Source organism: Acinetobacter sp. TY2, from assembly GCF_046269225.1.
Classification (GTDB): domain Bacteria; phylum Pseudomonadota; class Gammaproteobacteria; order Pseudomonadales; family Moraxellaceae; genus Acinetobacter.
In genome coordinates this window covers 192,107-212,532 of sequence record NZ_JBJZOR010000002.1, presented here as the reverse complement: position 1 = coordinate 212,532, position 20,426 = coordinate 192,107, and the positions used below count along the sequence as shown (strand labels likewise).

Below are 20,426 nucleotides of genomic sequence, written 5' to 3'. Positions count from 1 at the left end.
TTCTTGCTCATGGTAAACTCCTGATGAGTGTGTTTAGTTTACCAAGTTAAAACCTCCTGTTTTTTCAGCACACATCATACGGTGTAGCTGGTATGGCTGTAGGTGTAATTTATAATGGTAAAAATTATGAAAATTATTATGGTGTCCGATCTAAAGATACAAATGGAAGCGTAAATAGTCAGACAATTTTTGAGTTAGGTTCTTTAAGTAAGACTTTTACAGCTATTTCAGGTACATATGCTAAGAACCAAGGTAAAATATCGTTCGATGACCAGCCTGGTAAATACGTACCTGCTCTAAAAAATTCAGAAATTAATAAGGTGAATTTATTAGAATTATTAACCTTTACAAGTGGTAATTTACCATTACAATTTCCCGATAATATCAAAACTGATAAGCAAATATTAGAGTATTTCAAAAAATGGAAAGTTAAGAATCCTCCTGGCACTTATCGTGAATACTCAAACCCAAGTATAGGTCTATTTGGGTACTTAACTGCAAAATCGATGGATGTACCTTTCTCTTCATTATTAGAGGAAATTATTTTTCCTCAACTTAATTTGAAACATACATACGTTAATGTTCCAGAAGCGCAAAAAACGAACTATGCTTTTGGCTATGATGAAAATAATAAGCCAGTTCGAGTTAATCCTGGTCCATTGTCGGACGAGGCATATGGCGTTAAATCAACACTCCCAGATATGCTTAAGTTTGTAAATTCAAATCTTAATATAGATACAAATAGTCCTGCTATGAAAAAAGCTATACTAGATACACATAAAGGATATTTTAAAGTTGCTGATAGCGGAATGACACAAGCACTAGGATGGGAAATGTTTTCTTATCCTACTACTTCCGAAATTCTGCAGGCTAGTAATTCCAAACAAATCTTAATGGGCTCAAATCCTGTTGTAAAAGTGTTATCGCAACCAAAATCTAAAGTTTTTCATAAAACAGGATCTACTAATGGCTTTGGTGCGTATGTTTTATTTATTCCAGAAGAAGGCTTTGGATTGGTTATGTTAATGAATAAAAAGATACCAAATGTAGATCGTATTAAGGCAGCATATAATGTTTTTGAAACATTGAAAAATAATTAACTTTCTCTTAAATTAACATAATACGTCTTATGCGAAATGCTTGAGGTTTACCCTTAAGCATCAATATCTTATATAAAACCATGATAGGGTTCAGCGCACTATCATGGTTTCTTTAATTTAAAACTTATATCTGTGAGCAGATGTATATATTGGTTCCCTATGAAAATAGATGTTCACCATCAATGGCTATGAATTATAAGATCAGGATCGTGATTGGCTTTGCACAAATATTGGCATGGAGTCTATATTCTATTTACCAATAGTAATTACTTCATTCGTTTTAAGCCATTATTTTATTCGTTTTAAATTCTCATCAATAATAACTTCACCATCTTCCTTTACAAAAGGTTTTAACCCTAGTGTAGAAAGTAGGTCTAAAACTATTTCCGATGGACGACAAAGTTTTACTCCCAGTTCGGTTACAACAAATGGACGATTAATTAAGATTGGATATTCAAGCATGAAATTTACTAACTGATCATCACTCCAATCGGATTGCCCCAATTTTAAATTTTCATACGGCTCTACATTTTTACGTATAGCATCCCTGACTGATAAATTTGATTTTTCAATTAAATCAATTAATTCAGCCTTGCTTGGTGGATCTGTAAGGTATTCGATGACTTCAGGTTCTTGCCCTGTATTACGAATTAAAGCCAAGGTATTTCTAGAGGTTTCACAAGCAGGGTTGTGGTAAATTTTAATTTTTTGTGACATGAGAGTGATTCAACAGAAAAGAATATTGCGTGGTATTTTAAAACCATACTCATTATATTTCACTCAAATTTTAAATATCAAAAGTATTGAAAATATATTGAATTTATCTCCGACTTTTTATTGGCAGATTCAACGAGTACACAATTTAAACCACCATTTATTGATTAGCCAAAAGCGGACAGGAGTCCGCTTTTGGCTTTTTACACTTGGGAAAGTTAGATTAGAAGAAGCCCATAGCCTTTGTTGAATAGCTGACCAATAAATTTTTAGTTTGTTGATAGTGATCAAGCATCATTTTGTGATTTTCACGACCAATTCCTGATTTTTTATAACCACCAAATGCTGCATGTGCAGGATAAATATGATAACAGTTTGTCCATACACGACCAGCTTCAATCGCACGACCTGCACGGTATGAAGTATGTGCAGAACGTGACCATACACCTGCACCTAAGCCATACATTGTGTCATTGGCAATTTTGATTGCATCGTCATAATCTTTAAATGTAGTGACTGCCAATACAGGGCCGAAAATCTCCTCTTGGAAAATTTTCATGCTGTTATTTCCTTGGAAAATGGTTGGTTCAATATAAAAACCATTGCCAACTTCTTGACGATCATGACCACCTGTTAAGATTTGAGCACCTTCTTCACGACCTGTAGCAATACAACCTAAAATTTTATTTTGCTGTTCTAATGAAGCTTGAGCACCAATCATGGTATCGGTATCTAGTGGATGACCAGTCTTGATGCGTTTTACACGAGCTACAGCCATTTCAAGGAATTTATCAGCAATACTTTCTTGTACTAAAGCACGAGATGGGCACGTGCAGACTTCACCTTGATTGAGTGCAAACATAGCAAAACCTTCAAGGGCTTTATCTAAATAGTCATCATCTTGATCCATAACATCTTCAAAGAAAATATTAGGAGATTTGCCACCTAGCTCAAGTGTCACAGGAATGATGTTTTCAGTTGCATATTGCATGATCTTTTGACCAACAGCCGTAGAACCCGTAAATGCAATTTTGGCAATACGTGGATTGGTTGCAAGAGGACGACCGACTTCAACACCGTAGCCATTGACAATATTGAGTACGCCGGGCGGTAAAATATCTTGAATGAGTTCAGCTAAGACTAAAATGCTTGAAGGCGTTTGTTCAGCAGGTTTTAAAACAATACAGTTACCTGCAGCAAGTGCAGGAGCAAGTTTCCATGCCGCCATTAAAATAGGGAAGTTCCATGGAATGATTTGTCCCACAACACCTAAAGGCTCATGGAAATGATAGGCAATAGTATCTTCATCAATTTCAGAAATACTTCCTTCTTGTGCACGTAAACAGCCAGCAAAATAACGGAAGTGATCAATACATAGCGGAATATCTGCTGCTAAGGTTTCACGAATAGGTTTGCCATTTTCCCAAGTTTCAGCAACGGCAAGAAGCTCTAAATTTGCTTCTAAACGATCTGCAATTTTAAGCAATATATTTGATCGAGTCGTTGGAGATGATTTACCCCAAGCTGCTTTGGCTTTGTGTGCTGCATCAAGAGCAAGTTCAATATCTTCAGCAGAAGAGCGTGGAACTTTCGTAAAAGCTTTACCATCTACAGGAGAAATATTATCAAAATATTCACCTTTAATTGGTGCAACCCATTTTCCATCAATAAAGTTTTCATATTGAGCTTTAAACTGAACTTTTGATTCGGGTTGGTTAGGATCGATGTAGCGCATAAGAATTTCCCTTTACTTATTTTAACTGTTTGGTGATGCGACACAGTGGTGAACTATTGTCGTTGTGCATTGAGCATATAAAGCCGAAGGTAGGAGAAAGGTTGGCTGAAAAAGCAGACTGAAATGGTCTATATTCTAATTTTTGTTAGTGTTTTTTTATTGATGTATATAATAGGTATTTTTCTATATTAAATGGGCTGTAAATAATCACTATATACAATTAGATTTGAAGCAGATACAAATACTAACGCTTTGGTCTTAGGTCTGTTGACTGAGTATAAGGAGAATGTGTTAGTGTTAAACTGAAAGCGATGAATCATGCCATATAGAACAGTGCCACATGTGACAAAAAGAAAAAAGACGGTGGATAAACATCAGCAGAATACATAGGAATGTAGCAAATGTTGAGTCAACAATCGTTATTACAGAAACGGGATCAGATTGAATTACTACGTCAACGTAGTAGTTTATCATTAAAGCATGCCGATCAACTTGGGCAAAGTATTGCCAGTTCTTGGCAACGTTCGCATTCAGCAGCGATCCCTAAAGATCGTGATGCTGCACCACTGATTCATTTGAAACAAGACAGGAAAAGCTTACTGGAAAGAGCACTTGAATTGTGTGGTGATGAACTTCAACACATTGCAGAGCAATCATCAATGGTCGCTGCGGTGGGTGATGTGGGCAGTACGATTGTATGGACAGCAGCGAGTGGGCAAATGCGTCGTGCTGCAGAAAAAGTTCATTTTGTTGAAGGCGGACAATGGCGTGAAGAGTTGGTGGGAACTAATGCACTTGCATTATCGCTAAAAACGCAACAATCGAGTTGTGTATTTTCAAATGAACATTATATGAGTTCAATCCATGATTGGGTCTGTTATGCTGCACCCATTATCGACCCATTCTCCAAGCAGGTTTTGGGCGTGATTGATTTATCCACCACGTGGGATCATCACAATAGTTTAGGTGTGCTTGCCGCAGAGCGTTGTGCTGCGATTATTCAATCGGCATTGCAGGGTGATCAGCAACAACAATTGTTTATACGTGCTTTTTCAGTGCCACAAGTGATGTTTAATGGCAAAATTATTGTTATGACGCCACGACAAATTGAAATTTTGACCATTTTGGCACTTTGCCCGCAAGGCATGAATTTAGAAAGTTTGCATCAGGCTTTATATGGTGAGCGTAAAGTCAGTATGGGTACACTCAAAGCTGAAATGTCACAATTGCGTGAAATTTTAGGTGGCTTATTGGGTTCACGACCTTATCGCTTATTGGCTCATGTAGAAGCAGATTTTCTACAAATGGAAAATGCACTCGATTCAGGCTATACCGAATCTGCAATGAAGTTATGTCAGGGCGTATTTTTGTCCAAAACAGAAAGTCCATTTTTAACGGCTTGGCGAGATTGCTTAGAATCTAGACTCAGTGACGCAATTTTTAAAGCCAGTGAGCCTGATCACTTACTGAAACATTTAGCGCATTCGCCGGAAGCGATTGATGCTGTTGAGCGTTTAATTGAGCTTACACCTGTCGGACATCCTGCACATAAGCTTTTATTAAAATATAAAGATGAGCGTTAAGATGTCATCCTTACTTTTTCTAAACTGCTTTGAGTTCAAGACAGTTTAGAAAAAGGGTGCTTATAACGATTGATCATGAATGACTATTTATAAGAATGCGTAGATTCCATCAAAAGCGTATAAGTAAAATCATGTATTGGTTTCTAACCAATGAAATAATTTCTCGTACACTTCTGCACGTACAGGTGGGGAAGAAAGTACTAAGTCATGTAAACCATTTTGTATTGTAATAACGGTAACGGGACCTTGTATCTTATTTGCATATTTCAAAATATCTTTGACGTCTAAAATTACATCTGAAGTTTGTGCATCAATATTGAACTTTTTCGGGTTCTTGGTTTGGTGTGAGCGCATCACTAATGTTGGTACAGATACTTTTACGCCTTGATGAATTTCTTTTTGCGCTTCAAAGATGGCATGTACAAAACTGATATAGACCAATGGATAGTTGGGCTTTTTCCATTCTAAATTGAAATCCCATTCACCTTCGAAATCTTTATGTATGCTGATGCCATAATATTTACTGAGTTCACTAGGAAAGCGTAAGTTTGGAAATCTTTTACCTAAAGCACTTAAACGAGGTAATGCCAATTTTTTCTTCCATAATGGCATATTGAAGTCATAAAAAGGGCTGTTACACCATAAAGCTTTAATTAAAGGATGATTTGGATGATGTGCTACATAAAGTGTTGAGGTTAAGCCACCTGTAGAATGTCCTGCAAGTAAGACATGATCGTGACCTTCATTACCAATAATCTCTAATGCCTCGGTCATTTCGGCATAATATTCTTGAATATTGCGAAGATTATAAAATTTTTGATGAGGTAAGTGTGAGCGTCCATATTTACGTAAATCGAGTGCGTAAAAGTCGTAACCCTGTTGATTGAATTTTTCAGCCATTTCGGTTTGAAAAAAATAATCGAGAAAACCATGAATATAAAGTACAGCTTTCTGCGTACTTTTTTCTGCTTTTTTACGGACTAAGGTTGCAACAACTTTACCTTCAAAATCGTCAGGGTAATGTAGGGTAAGTTGCTCATAGCCTGCGCCAAGAATATCGCTTTGATAGGTTTTGTTGTGCATCTTTTATACTCATCATTATTACAATGGTTGTGTGGATGATTCATTTGAGAATAAGGCATCCATGCGCTTATAACAGCTTATCGTGCGAGAGAGATGCTGTCTTTGTAATCTATCTCTTTGACTTTAACCTGATTATTATAAAGTTCAAGGACTATTTTCTAGAGTGATAGCATTTATTCGATATCGATTGTTGATAGATCATAAATAAAAAAAGCCTGTATCGAAGAGTAAATACAGGCTTTTAATATTTTAGAGTGCTTTTTATAAATATTGATGCACCAATTGTATTGTTTGATCAAATAGATATTGACCAAGTTCACGATCTTTGGCTTTACGAGATTTCAAAGCAGGTGTTTGTAGACTTGCATAATCGCCATTGCGCTGAGACCATTCTGTAGTAAATGCCATTTTTTTAATCAGCTCGGCAGGTTTCGATGTCGGAATTAAAAATAATTTCAAAGCATTGTATTGGTATTTTGGTAATTCTCGATAAATTTCAGAATCCACACCGCCTGGGTGTAGTGCATTGCTGGTCACTGAACTACCTTGTAATTGTTGTGCGAGGGTATTGCTAAATAGTAAGTTGGCAAGTTTACTATTGGCATAGCTTCGTACGCCATTGTATTTTTTGATCTGATCAGCCTTGAATTGACCGACATCAATCTGCCCAAGTAAATGCATCATAGACGCAAGATGAATAATTCGCCCTTGTTCTGCTTTTTTAATTAAAGGCAGAAGCTTCATGGTTAATAGAAAGGGACCGATATAGTTCACACCAATCTGTTTTTCAAAACCATCTGCTGTGCTTTCAAGCTGTGGGGTCATCATACCTGCATTGTTGACAAGGACATCAATTTTTTCGAATTGACTGATTAATGTATCTGCTGTTTGTGCAATTTGAGCTAAGTCATTTAAGTCGAGTGTAACAGTGTCAACTTTTCCCGTACCAATTGCATCCAATTGTTTTTTTGCTTGACTCGCTTTGTCTGGATTTCGACAAGCCAAGATAACGTGATGCCCATCTTTTACAAAAGTCTCGGCTGTTGCGAGTCCAATGCCTGTATTTGCACCTGTAATCAGAATTGTTTTCATAAGCTGTTCTTAAAATTGTGGGTGAGTGGATAGATCATAATTATACTTAAAATTTAAAACAATCGTTTTCACGTGAACTGAATTTTTAGGGTGTTGAAAACAAATAATTTAAAAAATAAGTGACTAGGAACGTGATAAGCGTCATAAAAAATTAAGCATTGATATATTGGACTTAATAATAAATTATTTTAATTTAAATATTATTTGATTGGTTTAATTTAGTCATGTTTGTTGATTTTATATGTGACTTTTTTATTAATTTTAAAAGCGTAATATCGAAACATCAAAACGTTCTGATTTTTTATCGAGCCACCCAGATATTGCAGATCGTAAAAAAACTTTACAAGCCAATATGGCATCTGCTCAACAACAGTATTTACTTGCGACTCAACATCAAAAAACTGCTCATCAACATGTAGATGAAAATGTAACGACTACCGTTATGACATTTAATGAAAATGACATGACGGATGCTACTAGATATAGTGATGAAAGCTTTGTGGCATTAGTAAAATAAGTACGATCTGAAACCGTCTTGTTTGATGAGGTTTAAGCTTGAGTGATTAAAAAAGGAATAGTTAGAAACTATTCCTTTTTTTTATTATTTAAATAATATTTAAATTTTTTTAGCAGAGTGTCATTGAATTACATTGCTGCTTCAAAAATGGCAATCACTTGAGCATCAGTGGCTTTACGTGGGTTAGTCAACATACACGCATCTTTTTGTGCATTAGAAGTCATCACTGCATGATCTTCTGCTTTTACACCAAGTTCAGCTAACCCTGCTGGAATACCAATTGATGCTGATAATTCACGAATAGCATCAATTGCAGCAAAAGCAGCTTCAGTAACAGTTAAACCATGCGTATTTACACCCATGAGCTGTGCAATTTTGGCATAGCGGTCAGGGCAAGCAATAAGGTTAAATTCGCAAACATGCGGGAGCAAAATGGCATTACAAACACCGTGAGGTAGGTTATAAAAACCGCCTAACTGGTGTGCCATCGCATGAACATAACCTAATGATGCATTATTAAATGCCATACCTGCCAAATACTGTGCATAAGCCATCGCATCACGTGCTTCTAAGTTTTCACCATTAGCAACAGCAGGGCTGAGCCATTCGCTGATCATGGTAATAGCTTTCTCAGCACACGCATCGGTAATTGGATTTGCCGCAGTCGATACATACGCTTCAACTGCATGTGTTAATGCATCCATACCTGTCGCAGCTGTAAGTGCAGCAGGTTTTGCAATCATGAGTTTAGGGTCATCAATTGCAACAAGTGGTGTACAGCGCCAGTCGACAATCGCCATTTTGACATGCGTATCAGTATTGGTAATAATACAAAAACGAGTCATTTCCGAAGCTGTACCTGCGGTGGTATTGATTGCCACAAGTGGAGTCATAGGAACTTTACTTTGATCAATCCCTTCATAGTCACGAATATGACCACCACCAGCAGTAACAAGTCCAATGCCTTTTGCACAGTCGTGTGATGAACCACCACCAAGCGAAACAATGAAATCACAACCATTATCGTTATATGCGGTCACGCCATTATGCACGTTAATGTCTGTTGGGTTTGGTTCTGCACCTGCGAAAATATGACTCGCCACACCTGCTTCTGTGAGATAACCCGCGATTAAATCGGCTACGCCAAATTTATATAAACCTGCATCGGTAACAATCAGTGCTTTTTTCGCACCTAAATTTTGTGCTTTAGCACCAACTTCTTTGGCACAACCTGGACCAAAAAGTGAAACACATGGGATGTAAAAGCCGTTTGTTTGATCTGCAATATTTTTAAAAGCCATGGTGCGATTCCTTCTACCATTGTTATTTCGTCCAACGGGTGATTTTCACCCTTAAACCGAGTATCAGGATTTAGACGGTAAATATGCACCTACTTAATACCTACCAATATTTTTATATTGATTTTGAGCTTTTTCACGATTTGAAATATAAATGATCAGCAGTTTTCGAGTCAGCACCGTATACTGTGCTGACTGTAAGTATGTTGGTTGGATTTATAAAATTTAAATTTATAATTTAATTAAATTTTTTTATACATACTATCTTACAGCAGATTATTTGAGAACGATTGATACTTTGAGCAGGAACATGCATGCAACCCAGCATTTATGAAAACATCTATCATCCACATCAGAAAACAGCACGTGCATTGTTGCAAGTGTCTGATGTGCTGAATCAGATTTATCTTGATCAATGGCGTTATCTCGAACATGTCACTGCACAAAATATGCTGGAAAAAGACACCAATTTACATACTTTATCGTTTGCAAATGGCTTGTTGAAATTGCATTTTTCGACTGAAGATGTCTTATTACGCATTGAATATGCTTATCCTGAACATAATTACGATAAATTGACACAATTTTTATTGATTGAAATGCCTTTTTTTACAGGTAATCAAGCAACACAACATCCAACAACGGTGCGTTCTCGAGTACAAGTTTTACGTCAAACTTTAATCGAGCAAGTTTTTGAGTGGATACATGGTGAAGATCGAATTGAGCAGTTTATTTATAATATTTCTGAGCAAGATGCGACTGCTATTGATGAACTGCTAATGGGTGAAAACTACTATCATGAGCCGCATTTGACTCGTTTTGCACGTTCAGGGCTTCAGATTCCGCTTGAAGTTGAGTTGAATCTAAAACACCTTTGTTTAGTTAATTCAATACAGGGCGAATTTTTCATTCAGGTCAATGCTTTAGTACAACACTATGATCGAATGTGCTATGCCGCAAACCGTTTTATGCCTCATGCATTGTATCGGATTATGGAAACGACATTTAGTGAACAGTTCCATTTGACGAGCTTACTTGAACAGCAAAATGAATTGAAAATTTTAATTCCGCATGCGATTGAGCATCCAAATTTACTTGGTTTTGCCCGATTAATGCATCGTGGCTATTGGCAACAGCAAGATTTATTTGCAAGAAAATCATTTTTACTTGATCAATCTCAATATTGGGATGATTTATTGATACGACATTTCCCTGTGTTTAATTATTCACGAACAGTCAATTTATTGTTCAAACAAGATGCATTGGTGAATGATTGGCTAAGTCAACAGATTAATCATCCAAGCGTACGTATTGGTATGACTGCACTTAGTTTGGTGGATTGTTCATCTATTCATCCTCAAGTCATGTTGTTAACTTTACGCTATTTTAAAGGGATTGCAGCACGCTTATTTTTACGTGAATGCCATGATTATGCGATCCGTCATGATTGGTTTAATCCTGCCAATAATTCAGTGAGTGTTATGGTTAAGCATGAAGATGGAGAAACAACCTATATTGCTCCGCCAGTACAAGTGCCCATTACTCACTCAATGCTCTACATTGAAGAGTATTTGAAACTCTTATCTTATAAATCAATAGATAAACCGCAGGTGCTGAAGCAGGTTTATGTGCGCTTGAGTCGGGTCATGCAAGCCTATATGCGTTTTTTACAGCAGATTACCACACAAATTCCGCATGATTTAATTGCATATATTGATCCTGAAAGTCAGCAAAGACCTGAATTTTTTTATTTATTAAAAGAACACAAATTAAAGGTAGAAGATTTTAGAGCATTATTTCGACATCCAACTGTTCCTTTAGTCGGTAGCATCAGTGTATTTTCGAGTGATGTATCGGACTATTTGCTAGAACATTTTCAGCAACGCCGTGAAATGAGTAAGAATGTCACATGGCAAGGCTTATTTACTCAGGCATGTCGATGGCATATGCATTTAAGACGACAGAAAACCTATGATCAACTACGTATGCGTATACAAGTTGAATCATGGGAGCCGATTAGCCCAATGACCACTATGTATTTTAATGGTTGGCGTTATAGTGAGTTAAATAGCATTGATGATTTAGTTGAAGAGTCGATCTATTTTAAGCATTGTTTAGCGATTAGTTATACTGAACGTATTGTCGATCATGAATATGTGGCTTTTCATATGCAGCATTTACAAGAAACGCATTTGAACTTGACGCTCGGTTGTCATTATCAATATGGTCGATTGGTCTATGATCAAGTGCGTTTGCAAAATAATCTTATCCCTGATGCGACTATTATTGTTTCAGCACAATCCTTTGTCGATGAGTTTAATGACTATTTACGCCTTGAAAGCTATAATCCTGAAGCATTGAGCCTTGATCGGTTTAAATAAGCGATTTCTGTCTATATAGAGCTATATAGAGATAGGTAAATCATCAGCTATTGAATATTCACCTTAACATTTCACTTAAAAGTCGTTAGGCTATAGGCGTTCAATTCCGTATAGGCACCATAGGTTGTTATGAAACAAGAAACTGCACTGAAACTCATGAAAGCAGGCGAGAGTGTCTTTTTGACAGGTTCCGCAGGTGCAGGAAAAACCTATACGCTAAATCAGTACATTAACTATTTGAAAGCACGCAAAGTTCCTGTTGCTATTACGGCATCGACAGGAATTGCTGCCACGCATATGAATGGCATGACCATTCATACATGGGCAGGCATTGGCATTAAAGATGTCTTGTCTGAAGAAGATTTAAAGCGCATGAAAGAGCGCAAATATTTAAAAGAGCATTTAGAAAATGCCCAAGTGTTAATTATTGACGAAATTTCAATGTTGCATGCCAAACAATTGAATTTGGTGAATCAAGTTTTAAAATATTTTAAAGAAAGTGATGAGGCATTTGGCGGTATTCAAGTCATTGCTGCAGGTGATTTTTTTCAGTTACCGCCTGTGGGACGTAATGATGAAAAAAACCGTGATAAATTCTGTTTTATGTCCAATGCTTGGGTCGAAGCCAAATTTCGTGTGTGCTATTTGACTGAGCAACATCGTCAGGATGATTCAGCGTTAAATGATATTTTAAATGCCATTCGTGCCCAAGAAATTCGTCCTGAACATATTCGTGCATTACAACAAACCAAACAACAAGACATTGGTGAGACCTTTACCCGTTTATATACTCATAATATGGATGTCGATAATATTAATTATCAACATTTAAATGAAATTAAAGGGGATGGTCACCAATTTGTTGCAGTGACGGGTGGCAATGACAAACTGATTGAAACCTTAAAATCTTCTGTACGTGCGCCTGAAGAATTGACTTTGAAACTGCATGCTAAAGTGATGTTTGTTAAGAATAACTTCGACATGGGCTATATCAATGGCAGCATGGGTGAAGTGATTGGTTTTGAAGAAGATGGCAATATTGGTGGCATGTTGCCTAAAGTTAAACTGACTGATGGCACAGTACTTGTCGTTGAGCCTGAAACATGGTCTGTCGACAACGAGGCTGGTAAAACCATTGCAAGTTTAGAGCAAGTGCCACTGCGTTTGGCTTGGGCAATTACCATTCATAAATCTCAAGGTATGACACTAGAGGCTGCGGAAATTAATCTCAGCCATACTTTTGAAAAAGGGCAAGGCTATGTTGCACTTTCCCGATTAAAATCGATTAATGGCTTACGTTTATTGGGTTTTAATGATCAGGCATTAGAGTTGGATAGTTTGGCAATTAAAGCGGATCGCCGTTTTCAAGAATTATCGACAGAGGCCGAAGTTCATTATGCCGATATTGATTTAACACAACAACATCATGCCTTTATTCGTCACTGTGGTGGGACACTCAATACCACTGAAATTGAGCGCAATGAGAAAAAAATAGCTAAATCGGGTGCTAAAGCCAATTATGCCAATGCCACACTTGATGAAACACGTGAACTTTTTGTTAATGGTTATGAAATTCAGGATATTGCGGTAGAGCGTAGCTTAACACCTGCAACGATTATTAATCATTTGGCAAAATTGCAACGAGAACAAGGTTTAGATATTTCCGTTGCCAATCCAGGTGAAGAAGTTGTTGAGCAAGTGCGTAAGATTTATAAAAAATTACTCAAACGTCAAGATGCTCAAAATTTCAGTGAAGATGGTAATATTAAATTGCGTCCCATTGTTGAAATGACGAGCCCGAAGATGGGATATGATCAAGTACGTTTAGCGCTTTTATTTATTGAATAAGCGTTATTGAATAGTTTTTACGTTGTATCGCGCAACTTTTTTGATTTTTCTGAAGTGTAAAATGTAGGTAAAGCTATGCCACAAATGTTCATTGATTATTCTGATAATATCAAGAATTTAGACAAAAAAAAGCTGATGCTTGGTTTAAATCATGCTTTATTTGATACAGGTTTGGTTGCTGAATCCAAAGATATTAAAACCCGCATTCATGCTGTTACTGACTATATGGTCGGTTTTGGTGAAGAAAATGATGATGATCAACAAGCCTTTTTTTTTATACGATTACAAGGTTTAAGCGGTCGTACAGAAACGCAGAAAAACTTAATGACGGATAGCTTATCTAAATATTTACAGTCATTTCAAGATTATACTGCTGTAGGTTTGGAGATGCAGTTATGCGTTGAATTTGCTGAAATGCCAAGAGATATTTATCGTAAAGTTTTAATTCAAAAATAATTGTTGTGTAAGGTCGTTCAATGAACGACCTTTTTGAAGTTGGTTACATTAAAATTTTAAAACTTCAATATTGGCATAATTTGAAATTTTATCTACATTTAGACTATAAATTTCGTCCAGAAATGCCACATTAAAATGACCAACCGTTTGGTTCTTTTCAAAAGCCAATTTCCCTGCAATCGCAAAATGAATATGTGCTGAAATCGTGGCAATTGTTGGTGTTGTAACAGCGCAATATGCTGCAATGAGAGCACCTAGAGCACAACCTGTTGCCGTAATTTTAGGTTGAAGAAAACTGCCACCATTGACTTGAATCACGGCATTGAGTTCTTTTGATAAAATAAAATCTGACTCACCTGAAATTGCGACACATTCACAATTTTGAAGTAAGGGGAGAGCTTGCTTATAAACTTCATGACTTGCAACAGTACTATCTACGCCTTTAGATTGAACCTGATTACCCGCCAAAGCTGAAATTTCAGAAGCATTGCCACGTATAACCGTTGGTTTTAAGCTGACTAAAGTGTCTGCCATATCGCTACGCCATTTTAAAATTGCACCGTAGCCGACAGGATCAAGCACCCATGGAATAGATTTTTTAGAGACGGTTTCTGCTGAAATTTTCATGGCTTGCATTTGATCGGGTGTTGGTGTACCTAAATTAATACTGAGAGCCGAAGTAATGTTAGCAAAGCTTTCAGCTTCAAAAGGATTATCAATCATTGCAGGTGATGCACCTGCTGCAAGTAAAACATTCGCTGCATAATTCGCCGCAACACTATTGGTAATACACTGAACAAGCGGTTGTTGTTTTTGTAAATTTTGCCAAGCTTCAATGACCATTTGAATAATCCATGTCGTACTTGGATGTTGTAAAATTTGTTCAGTGGTTGCAGTCATGTGTTGTTTAGAATCCTAAGTCAAAGATAAAACTGAAAAAAAGAGTAAGTATTTTATCTTAGTTTTATCCAATTTTTTTAGGTTATTGCGTAAAATAATGATCTTGATGTTTGCAATGACGACAGGTCATGGTGATATAACTTTCAGCGTCATATTCAATATTTAATTCATTAGAACCACAATACATACAGCGTTTAACAGAATAAAAATTTAGTCGTGGTTCAATCCGTTTCCACATTTTCCAAACGGGTTGATAAAAAATATGTTCATCAAACTTTAGAAAACGAGTCAATAGAATATGACTCATTTTGCTAAGTGGAATGGTCATTGGGCGGGGTAAAGTTGGTGTTTCCCATTTTTCATTGACAGAGCGGTCACGGTATTGTTCCAATGTTTTTCTTAGAATATTGGTATTAATAAATTTATCATTACGTGCTTGCAGTGCTTTTTGTTTATATAAATACTCAAGTGCTGTTTGAATCATATAGAAAATTTGACCAGGTGCAAGCGTATCCATTAAGCGGTAGCAAAAAGTTTGAAACCGAGTATTCCCTGCAATTAAAATGCCCCATGTTTTGCAGTAATATTGCATGAATTGTACAATTTCTTGATATAAAACAGCATATAAAGTATTTTTGACTTCTTCCGCCGATTTAAACGGAACACCTAATGATAAATTTTCGTAGAACCAATATCTTAACTGTTGTGTAATACTAAATAGACTCGGTTCGGAATAACCATCTAAACGAATATTGATGTAATACTGTTGACAATCATCACTCAATTCTTTTGCAACAAGGACATTGTCTTTAATAAGTTGATTGAGCAATTGAGTTTGAAAATAAGCATTGGGCGTAATTGTTTGATATTTGAATTGATTGAGATCAATAAACTCAGCATAGCTCGATCCTTCACGAACATGTTCATCAAGTAAACTGAGTAAAAATAGCTTATGCATAAAATTCAGTTGATCTAAACTTTTTTCAATTACATCGGTTTTTTTTTGAAGTTTACGTTGTTCTTGTAATTTGGTTTGTGCCATTAATTTTTTACGTTGCGTCATACAGCGTTGACAATGACAATTTCGAGCATTATTTTGATAGTTTTGATGCTCACAATGACTACATTGGTGATAATAAAGCTCTTGATCAAACTCTTCAGCTTCAATAAAAAACATTGATGCCTGACATAATGGACAGAATGTACTTTCATCAAGTTTTTTTTGTAAAATTTGAAGCGCCATGCAGAGTGTAAGTCCAAGATGATTGTGAAAACATTATACACTTTGAAGGATAAATAGGGATGTTCAATCTTTTATGTTTGTATTTGAATTATTTTTAGAAAATATTATGCAATTAAAATTGAATGTCTTTTTACAATATTTTAAATATGTTTATATGATTTAAGAATAATGTTTGATAGGTAATGTACAGACACAACGTTTAAGGTTGTGTTACTTTTAATAAAGTATACTGTTAACCGTAAGAATCGGCAGTGGGAAATGATTAAAAAGGAATACTGTGCTGTCCATAATATTCCTAATGTATTTCTTTCTGAGTTTTTAAAAGCCGATCATCAAGTGGGGTTTAAAACAAATAAATACACAACGAGTGTGATTAAGGCTAAAAATGAAACTATAAGGTAGCTATTAACTGTATTGAAACTTTTGATAAATTTAAGAATGTCCATGAACTTAATTTTATAGATTGTAAGTAAACGTTAATTTTACCTGAAAACTTTTATTCTGAGTAGGGATTTGGTCTAGGTTGTTTAAAAAACCCAGAGATAGTCTCTGGGTTTTTAGTTTTAGTTGGTCTTTAATCTGACTGAGTTGGCGATATTGATTATATAGTCAACATGCTATTGAGTGTTTCAGAAACATTTTTAGATTTTACCAATGGTTTTAATGCCTCAAGTTGTGCTTGTACTTCACTACGCTGTGGTTCTGCTAGCGTATACCAACGTGATAAAACCTGTAATAGCCGAGAACCAATAATTGGGTTTTTCTCATCTAAATACTTCGCTAAATCAATAAAGTGCTGAACACCAAAACTCCATGTGTTGACAGGATTAGCATTTAAACCGCCTGAAACTGAACGAATACGGTTGGGTACAGCTAAATCATAATCAGGATGTGAGGTTAGGTATGCAATTGTATCGGCATCTGCTTTAGGATGTGCTGCTTGAATCATAAACCACTGATCCATTGACAATGCTTCATCTTTAAAACGTAAATAAAAGTCAATAAGTGCTGACTCTGCTTGTGGTGCATCATTCCACACTAAAACTTTGAGTGCACCCAAACGTAAAGACATATTCTTTGTTGTTCGATATTGTGCTTCTGCTAAAGTAAAGACTTCATCATCCCCCTGACGTGCCATCATACTTAATGCAATATTTTTAACTGCACGCACACCCATTGCTTGACTGAAATCTTCAGGTTCATCTAAAACTTGGTATACATTTTTCCAAAAACCTTTAAAGATTGTTGCAACAGCATTTAAAAGTGCTTCACGTTTTTCTTTAATTACCAATGGATTGTAATTTTGATCAATACGGCTTGCCAAATAACCTTCTGTTGGCACATCAAATAAGCGTGACACCAATAATGGGTCTGTGCTGATTAATTTGCCAAGGAAGTCCGGCGCACTGATCGCATCAAGATAAACTTGTGCATTGTGATCTTTAAGTAGAATATTTTCCAATAAGGTCTGTGATGCTTGCCATTGGTTAAAACCATTGGTTTCGTAACGTAATAAGAATGCAAGCTGTTCATCTGAATAATTAAATTCTAAATTTACAGGTGCTGAGAAGTTACGTAACAATGACACCACAGGTTGAGTAGCTACATTTGTGAACGTAATACTTGCTGTATCCGTATCAAATAGATACATACCATCTTTGACGTTATCTTCAAACAAGGCATCAGAGCTAAGTACAAGTTGTTCACCTGTTGTTGCATCAAAAAGTGCTAAAGCCACAGGAATTGGTACGGCTTTTAAATTTGGATATTTCGGATGTGCTTTTAGGCTTTGTTTAAAGCTTAATGTATAGGTTTGTGCGGTTGCATCATATTGATCTTGCACTTCTAACTTTGGTGTACCAGGTTGATTGTACCATGTTAAAAATGTAGATAAATCAACACCTGAACCTGCAGTCAATGTTGCAATCCAATCTTCAACTGTTACAGCTTGACCATCATGGCGTTTGAAGTATTCATCTGTTCCTGCACGGAATTTTTCTTTACCGAGTAATGTTGCCATCATACGGTTAATTTCAGCACCTTTTTCATAAACCGTTGCCGTATAGAAATTATTGATTTCAACAAAATGATCAGGACGTGGCGGATGTGAAAGTGGACCTGAATCTTCAGGGAATTGATGGGCTTTAAGTACAGCAACATCATCGATACGTTGAACCGCAGCCGATTGTAAATCTTCCGAGAAGGATTGATCACGGAAAACCGTTAAGCCTTCTTTTAAGCAGAGTTGGAACCAATCACGGCAGGTAATACGGTTTCCTGTCCAGTTATGGAAATATTCATGGGCGATGACAGATTGCACACGCATAATTGATGCATCGGTGGTAAATTCTTCATCTGCAAGTACGCATGAGGTATTAAAGATATTTAAACCTTTATTTTCCATTGCACCCATATTGAATGCGCTGGTTGCTACAATCATATAGTTGTCTAAATCGTATGGGCGACCATAATGCTCTTCATCCCAACGCATAGAATGTTTCAGTGCTTCCATCGCAATGTGACATTTTGGAATGTCTTTTTCTTCGGCATAAATTTCAAGTGCAACGTCACGACCTTCTGAAGTCGTATAGCGATCTTTCAGTACTGCCAAATCGCCAATCACACAGGCAAATAAATAGGCTGGTTTTTTAGTTGGATCTTTCCAAATGGTATAATGACGGTTTTCACCAGTTTCACCTGCTTCAATCAAGTTGCCATTCGCAAGTAAAACAGGGAATTTTTTGTCTGCTTCAACACGTGTGGTAAAAACCGATAAAACATCAGGACGGTCAGGGTAAAAAGTAATTTTACGGAAACCTTCAGGCTCATTTTGCGTGACAAATAAATCGCCAGCAGCTTGATATAAACCTTCAAGCTGAGTATTTGATTCAGGATGAATAATGACTGTAATTTCAACAAGCGCATCAGCAGGGGCATTTTGAATGATCAATTGCTCAGTATTGAGTTGATATTCATTTTCAGACAGTAATTGACCATTAACAGCAATAGATTTGAGTTCAAGATCACGACCCAATAGCACCAAGTCACCTTCAGCCTGACGCTGCATTACCAATTTACTGTCGACTTGTGTATGGTCTGCATAGACTTGGATATTTAGGTCAATAGAATCAACCATAAAAGCAGGTTTTTGATAATCTTTTAAATAAATGGTTTGATCTGCTTCAACCAATGGGTTTGCTGCAATATTCATATAATGCCTTCATCCTTATCTATATTTGTCGTCATCAATGTGGTGTGTGAAGTATCGTTAAATTTGATGATACTCCAGCATTGGGTGACTGTCTTGAATATTTGAGTTGCCTTATGTATGGGTGTGGTGGACTGATTTTTCAATCTATTTTCAGCTTTTAAAGGCATCTTTATTGCCTTTGAGTGATAAATAGACGTTGAGATGTATTAAATAATTGGTTGAAATTGCAAAATGAGATCAATTTAGATAACATACCTACCGATCGGTATCTTTTATAGGTTTATAATGAACAGTTTTCTTTTTGCTTATTCATTGCTTGGCTTGGCGATTATTTCAGAAGTGACAGGCTCTACGTTTTTGGTGAAATCGGAGGGATTTACCAAATTATGGCCATCCCTTGCCGTTATCGTATTATTTAGCATCGCATTTTACTTGCTATCACAAGTCATTAAAGTAATTCCGTTGGGTATTGCTTATGCAATTTGGGCAGGTGTGGGGATTGTCCTCACTGCAATGATTGGATTTTTTGTCTTTCAGCAGCGTTTAGATGCAGCAGCTATGATTGGCATCGGTCTAATTGTATCGGGTGTGGTGGTGATTAATTTATTTTCACATTCTGCTGGACATTAAGTTAATAATTTATCAAAAGTGAAACATAGAGATTGGAGCCGAGTATTTAATGGAATCTGTCATACAAAATGCATATCAGCGCAAGAAACAACCAAATTTGGTTCGGCAACGTATTTTGGATGGCGCAATGCAGCTTGCAGCAGAAAAAGGTGTAGCAAGTGTTTCAATTCAAGCCGTTGCGGCATTTGCAGGCGTGACCAAAGGGGGCGTGTTTCATCATTTTGCCAATAAGCAAATTTTAATTGAAACCATGTTACATGAGGTTTTACACAAATTTGATCAGGAAATTGACCGATTTATTGAACAAGATACGGTGCAATATGGCTGTTTTACACGTGCGTATATTGAAGTGACCTTAACCCATCAATCTTTTGGGGTAAGTTCATTATGGGCAACCTTATCAATGACTTTAGTTTCTGATCAGACTTTTAGTCTGCTTTGGAATAGGTGGTTAGCGGATCGTTTAAAGCAACATCAACACACTGATGCTGATTTGAATTTACGTATATTGCGTTATGCCGCAGATGGTGCATGGTTTATTGAACGCTTTGATCCCGGAAATGTGCAAGATTTGATGGTGCTTAAACAAGAATTAATTCAACGCTCTTATCCTACTATTACTTAAGATGAATACT

At 36.5% G+C, this 20,426-nt stretch carries 15 protein-coding genes and 1 pseudogene; 8 read left to right on the top strand and 8 right to left on the bottom strand.

The features are described from left to right. Window positions 1–77 precede the first annotated feature (77 nt). Window positions 78–1,100 (top strand): annotated as a pseudogene (gene blaMCA, locus ACK1JC_RS02160) (MCA family class C beta-lactamase); the annotation flags it as partial. A 288-nt stretch (window positions 1,101–1,388) separates the two neighbouring features. Here blaMCA and arsC read toward each other — a convergent pair. After that, window positions 1,389–1,817, bottom strand: coding sequence for an arsenate reductase (glutaredoxin) (gene arsC / locus ACK1JC_RS02155; protein WP_409510202.1), 429 nt, complete (start codon window positions 1,815–1,817; stop codon window positions 1,389–1,391). A 220-nt stretch (window positions 1,818–2,037) separates the two neighbouring features. Next, a complete protein-coding gene (locus tag ACK1JC_RS02150) occupies window positions 2,038–3,549 on the bottom strand; it encodes an aldehyde dehydrogenase family protein (protein WP_409510201.1) in 1,512 nt (503 codons plus the stop codon). Between the two features lie 401 nt (window positions 3,550–3,950). On the opposite strand from ACK1JC_RS02150, the gene ACK1JC_RS02145 reads away from it, so the two are divergent. Further along, entirely contained in the window at window positions 3,951–5,132 is a 1,182-nt protein-coding gene (locus tag ACK1JC_RS02145; protein ID WP_409510200.1) for a transcriptional regulator, read from the top strand. A 129-nt stretch (window positions 5,133–5,261) separates the two neighbouring features. Here ACK1JC_RS02145 and ACK1JC_RS02140 read toward each other — a convergent pair whose 3' ends face one another. Further along, window positions 5,262–6,215 carry an alpha/beta hydrolase gene (locus ACK1JC_RS02140; RefSeq protein WP_409510199.1) on the bottom strand — a complete coding sequence of 318 codons (954 nt, stop codon included), beginning with the start codon at window positions 6,213–6,215 and terminating at the stop codon, window positions 5,262–5,264. Window positions 6,216–6,476: 261 nt separating this feature from the next. After that, on the bottom strand, window positions 6,477–7,307 hold the full coding sequence (locus ACK1JC_RS02135; protein ID WP_409510198.1) for an SDR family NAD(P)-dependent oxidoreductase: 831 nt from the start codon (window positions 7,305–7,307) through the stop codon (window positions 6,477–6,479). Window positions 7,308–7,659: 352 nt separating this feature from the next. On the opposite strand from ACK1JC_RS02135, the gene ACK1JC_RS02130 reads away from it, so the two are divergent. Beyond that, window positions 7,660–7,824 carry a hypothetical protein gene (locus ACK1JC_RS02130; protein ID WP_409510197.1) on the top strand — a complete coding sequence of 55 codons (165 nt, stop codon included), beginning with the start codon at window positions 7,660–7,662 and terminating at the stop codon, window positions 7,822–7,824. Window positions 7,825–7,952: 128 nt separating this feature from the next. Here ACK1JC_RS02130 and ACK1JC_RS02125 read toward each other — a convergent pair whose 3' ends face one another. Next, entirely contained in the window at window positions 7,953–9,125 is a 1,173-nt protein-coding gene (locus tag ACK1JC_RS02125) for an iron-containing alcohol dehydrogenase (RefSeq protein ID WP_409510196.1), read from the bottom strand. A 311-nt stretch (window positions 9,126–9,436) separates the two neighbouring features. Here ACK1JC_RS02125 and ACK1JC_RS02120 point away from each other — a divergent pair, with 311 nt between their 5' ends. From ACK1JC_RS02120 to ACK1JC_RS02110, 3 genes are all read left to right on the top strand, one after another. Next, window positions 9,437–11,503, top strand: coding sequence for a hypothetical protein (locus tag ACK1JC_RS02120; protein ID WP_409510195.1), 2,067 nt, complete (start codon window positions 9,437–9,439; stop codon window positions 11,501–11,503). A 129-nt stretch (window positions 11,504–11,632) separates the two neighbouring features. Beyond that, complete coding sequence (locus ACK1JC_RS02115; RefSeq protein ID WP_409510194.1) at window positions 11,633–13,351, top strand: AAA family ATPase; 1,719 nt, start codon at window positions 11,633–11,635, stop codon at window positions 13,349–13,351. A 75-nt stretch (window positions 13,352–13,426) separates the two neighbouring features. Then, window positions 13,427–13,807 carry a 5-carboxymethyl-2-hydroxymuconate Delta-isomerase gene (locus tag ACK1JC_RS02110; RefSeq protein WP_409510193.1) on the top strand — a complete coding sequence of 127 codons (381 nt, stop codon included), beginning with the start codon at window positions 13,427–13,429 and terminating at the stop codon, window positions 13,805–13,807. Between the two features lie 48 nt (window positions 13,808–13,855). On the opposite strand, the gene thiM is transcribed toward ACK1JC_RS02110, so the two are convergent. From thiM to pepN, 3 genes are all read right to left on the bottom strand, one after another. Next, window positions 13,856–14,707 (bottom strand): hydroxyethylthiazole kinase, encoded by an 852-nt coding sequence (gene thiM / locus ACK1JC_RS02105; protein ID WP_409510192.1) that lies wholly within the window; start codon window positions 14,705–14,707, stop codon window positions 13,856–13,858. An 82-nt stretch (window positions 14,708–14,789) separates the two neighbouring features. Then, the gene (locus ACK1JC_RS02100; RefSeq protein ID WP_409510191.1) at window positions 14,790–15,950 is read right to left on the bottom strand and encodes a hypothetical protein; all 1,161 of its coding nucleotides are present in this window, start codon (window positions 15,948–15,950) and stop codon (window positions 14,790–14,792) included. Between the two features lie 601 nt (window positions 15,951–16,551). Then, window positions 16,552–19,161, bottom strand: coding sequence for an aminopeptidase N (gene pepN, locus ACK1JC_RS02095; protein ID WP_409510190.1), 2,610 nt, complete (start codon window positions 19,159–19,161; stop codon window positions 16,552–16,554). Window positions 19,162–19,446: 285 nt separating this feature from the next. On the opposite strand from pepN, the gene ACK1JC_RS02090 reads away from it, so the two are divergent. Next, window positions 19,447–19,791 carry an SMR family transporter gene (locus tag ACK1JC_RS02090; RefSeq protein ID WP_409510189.1) on the top strand — a complete coding sequence of 115 codons (345 nt, stop codon included), beginning with the start codon at window positions 19,447–19,449 and terminating at the stop codon, window positions 19,789–19,791. A gap of 49 nt (window positions 19,792–19,840) precedes the next feature. Next, entirely contained in the window at window positions 19,841–20,416 is a 576-nt protein-coding gene (locus ACK1JC_RS02085; protein ID WP_409510188.1) for a TetR/AcrR family transcriptional regulator, read from the top strand. Window positions 20,417–20,426 lie beyond the last annotated feature (10 nt).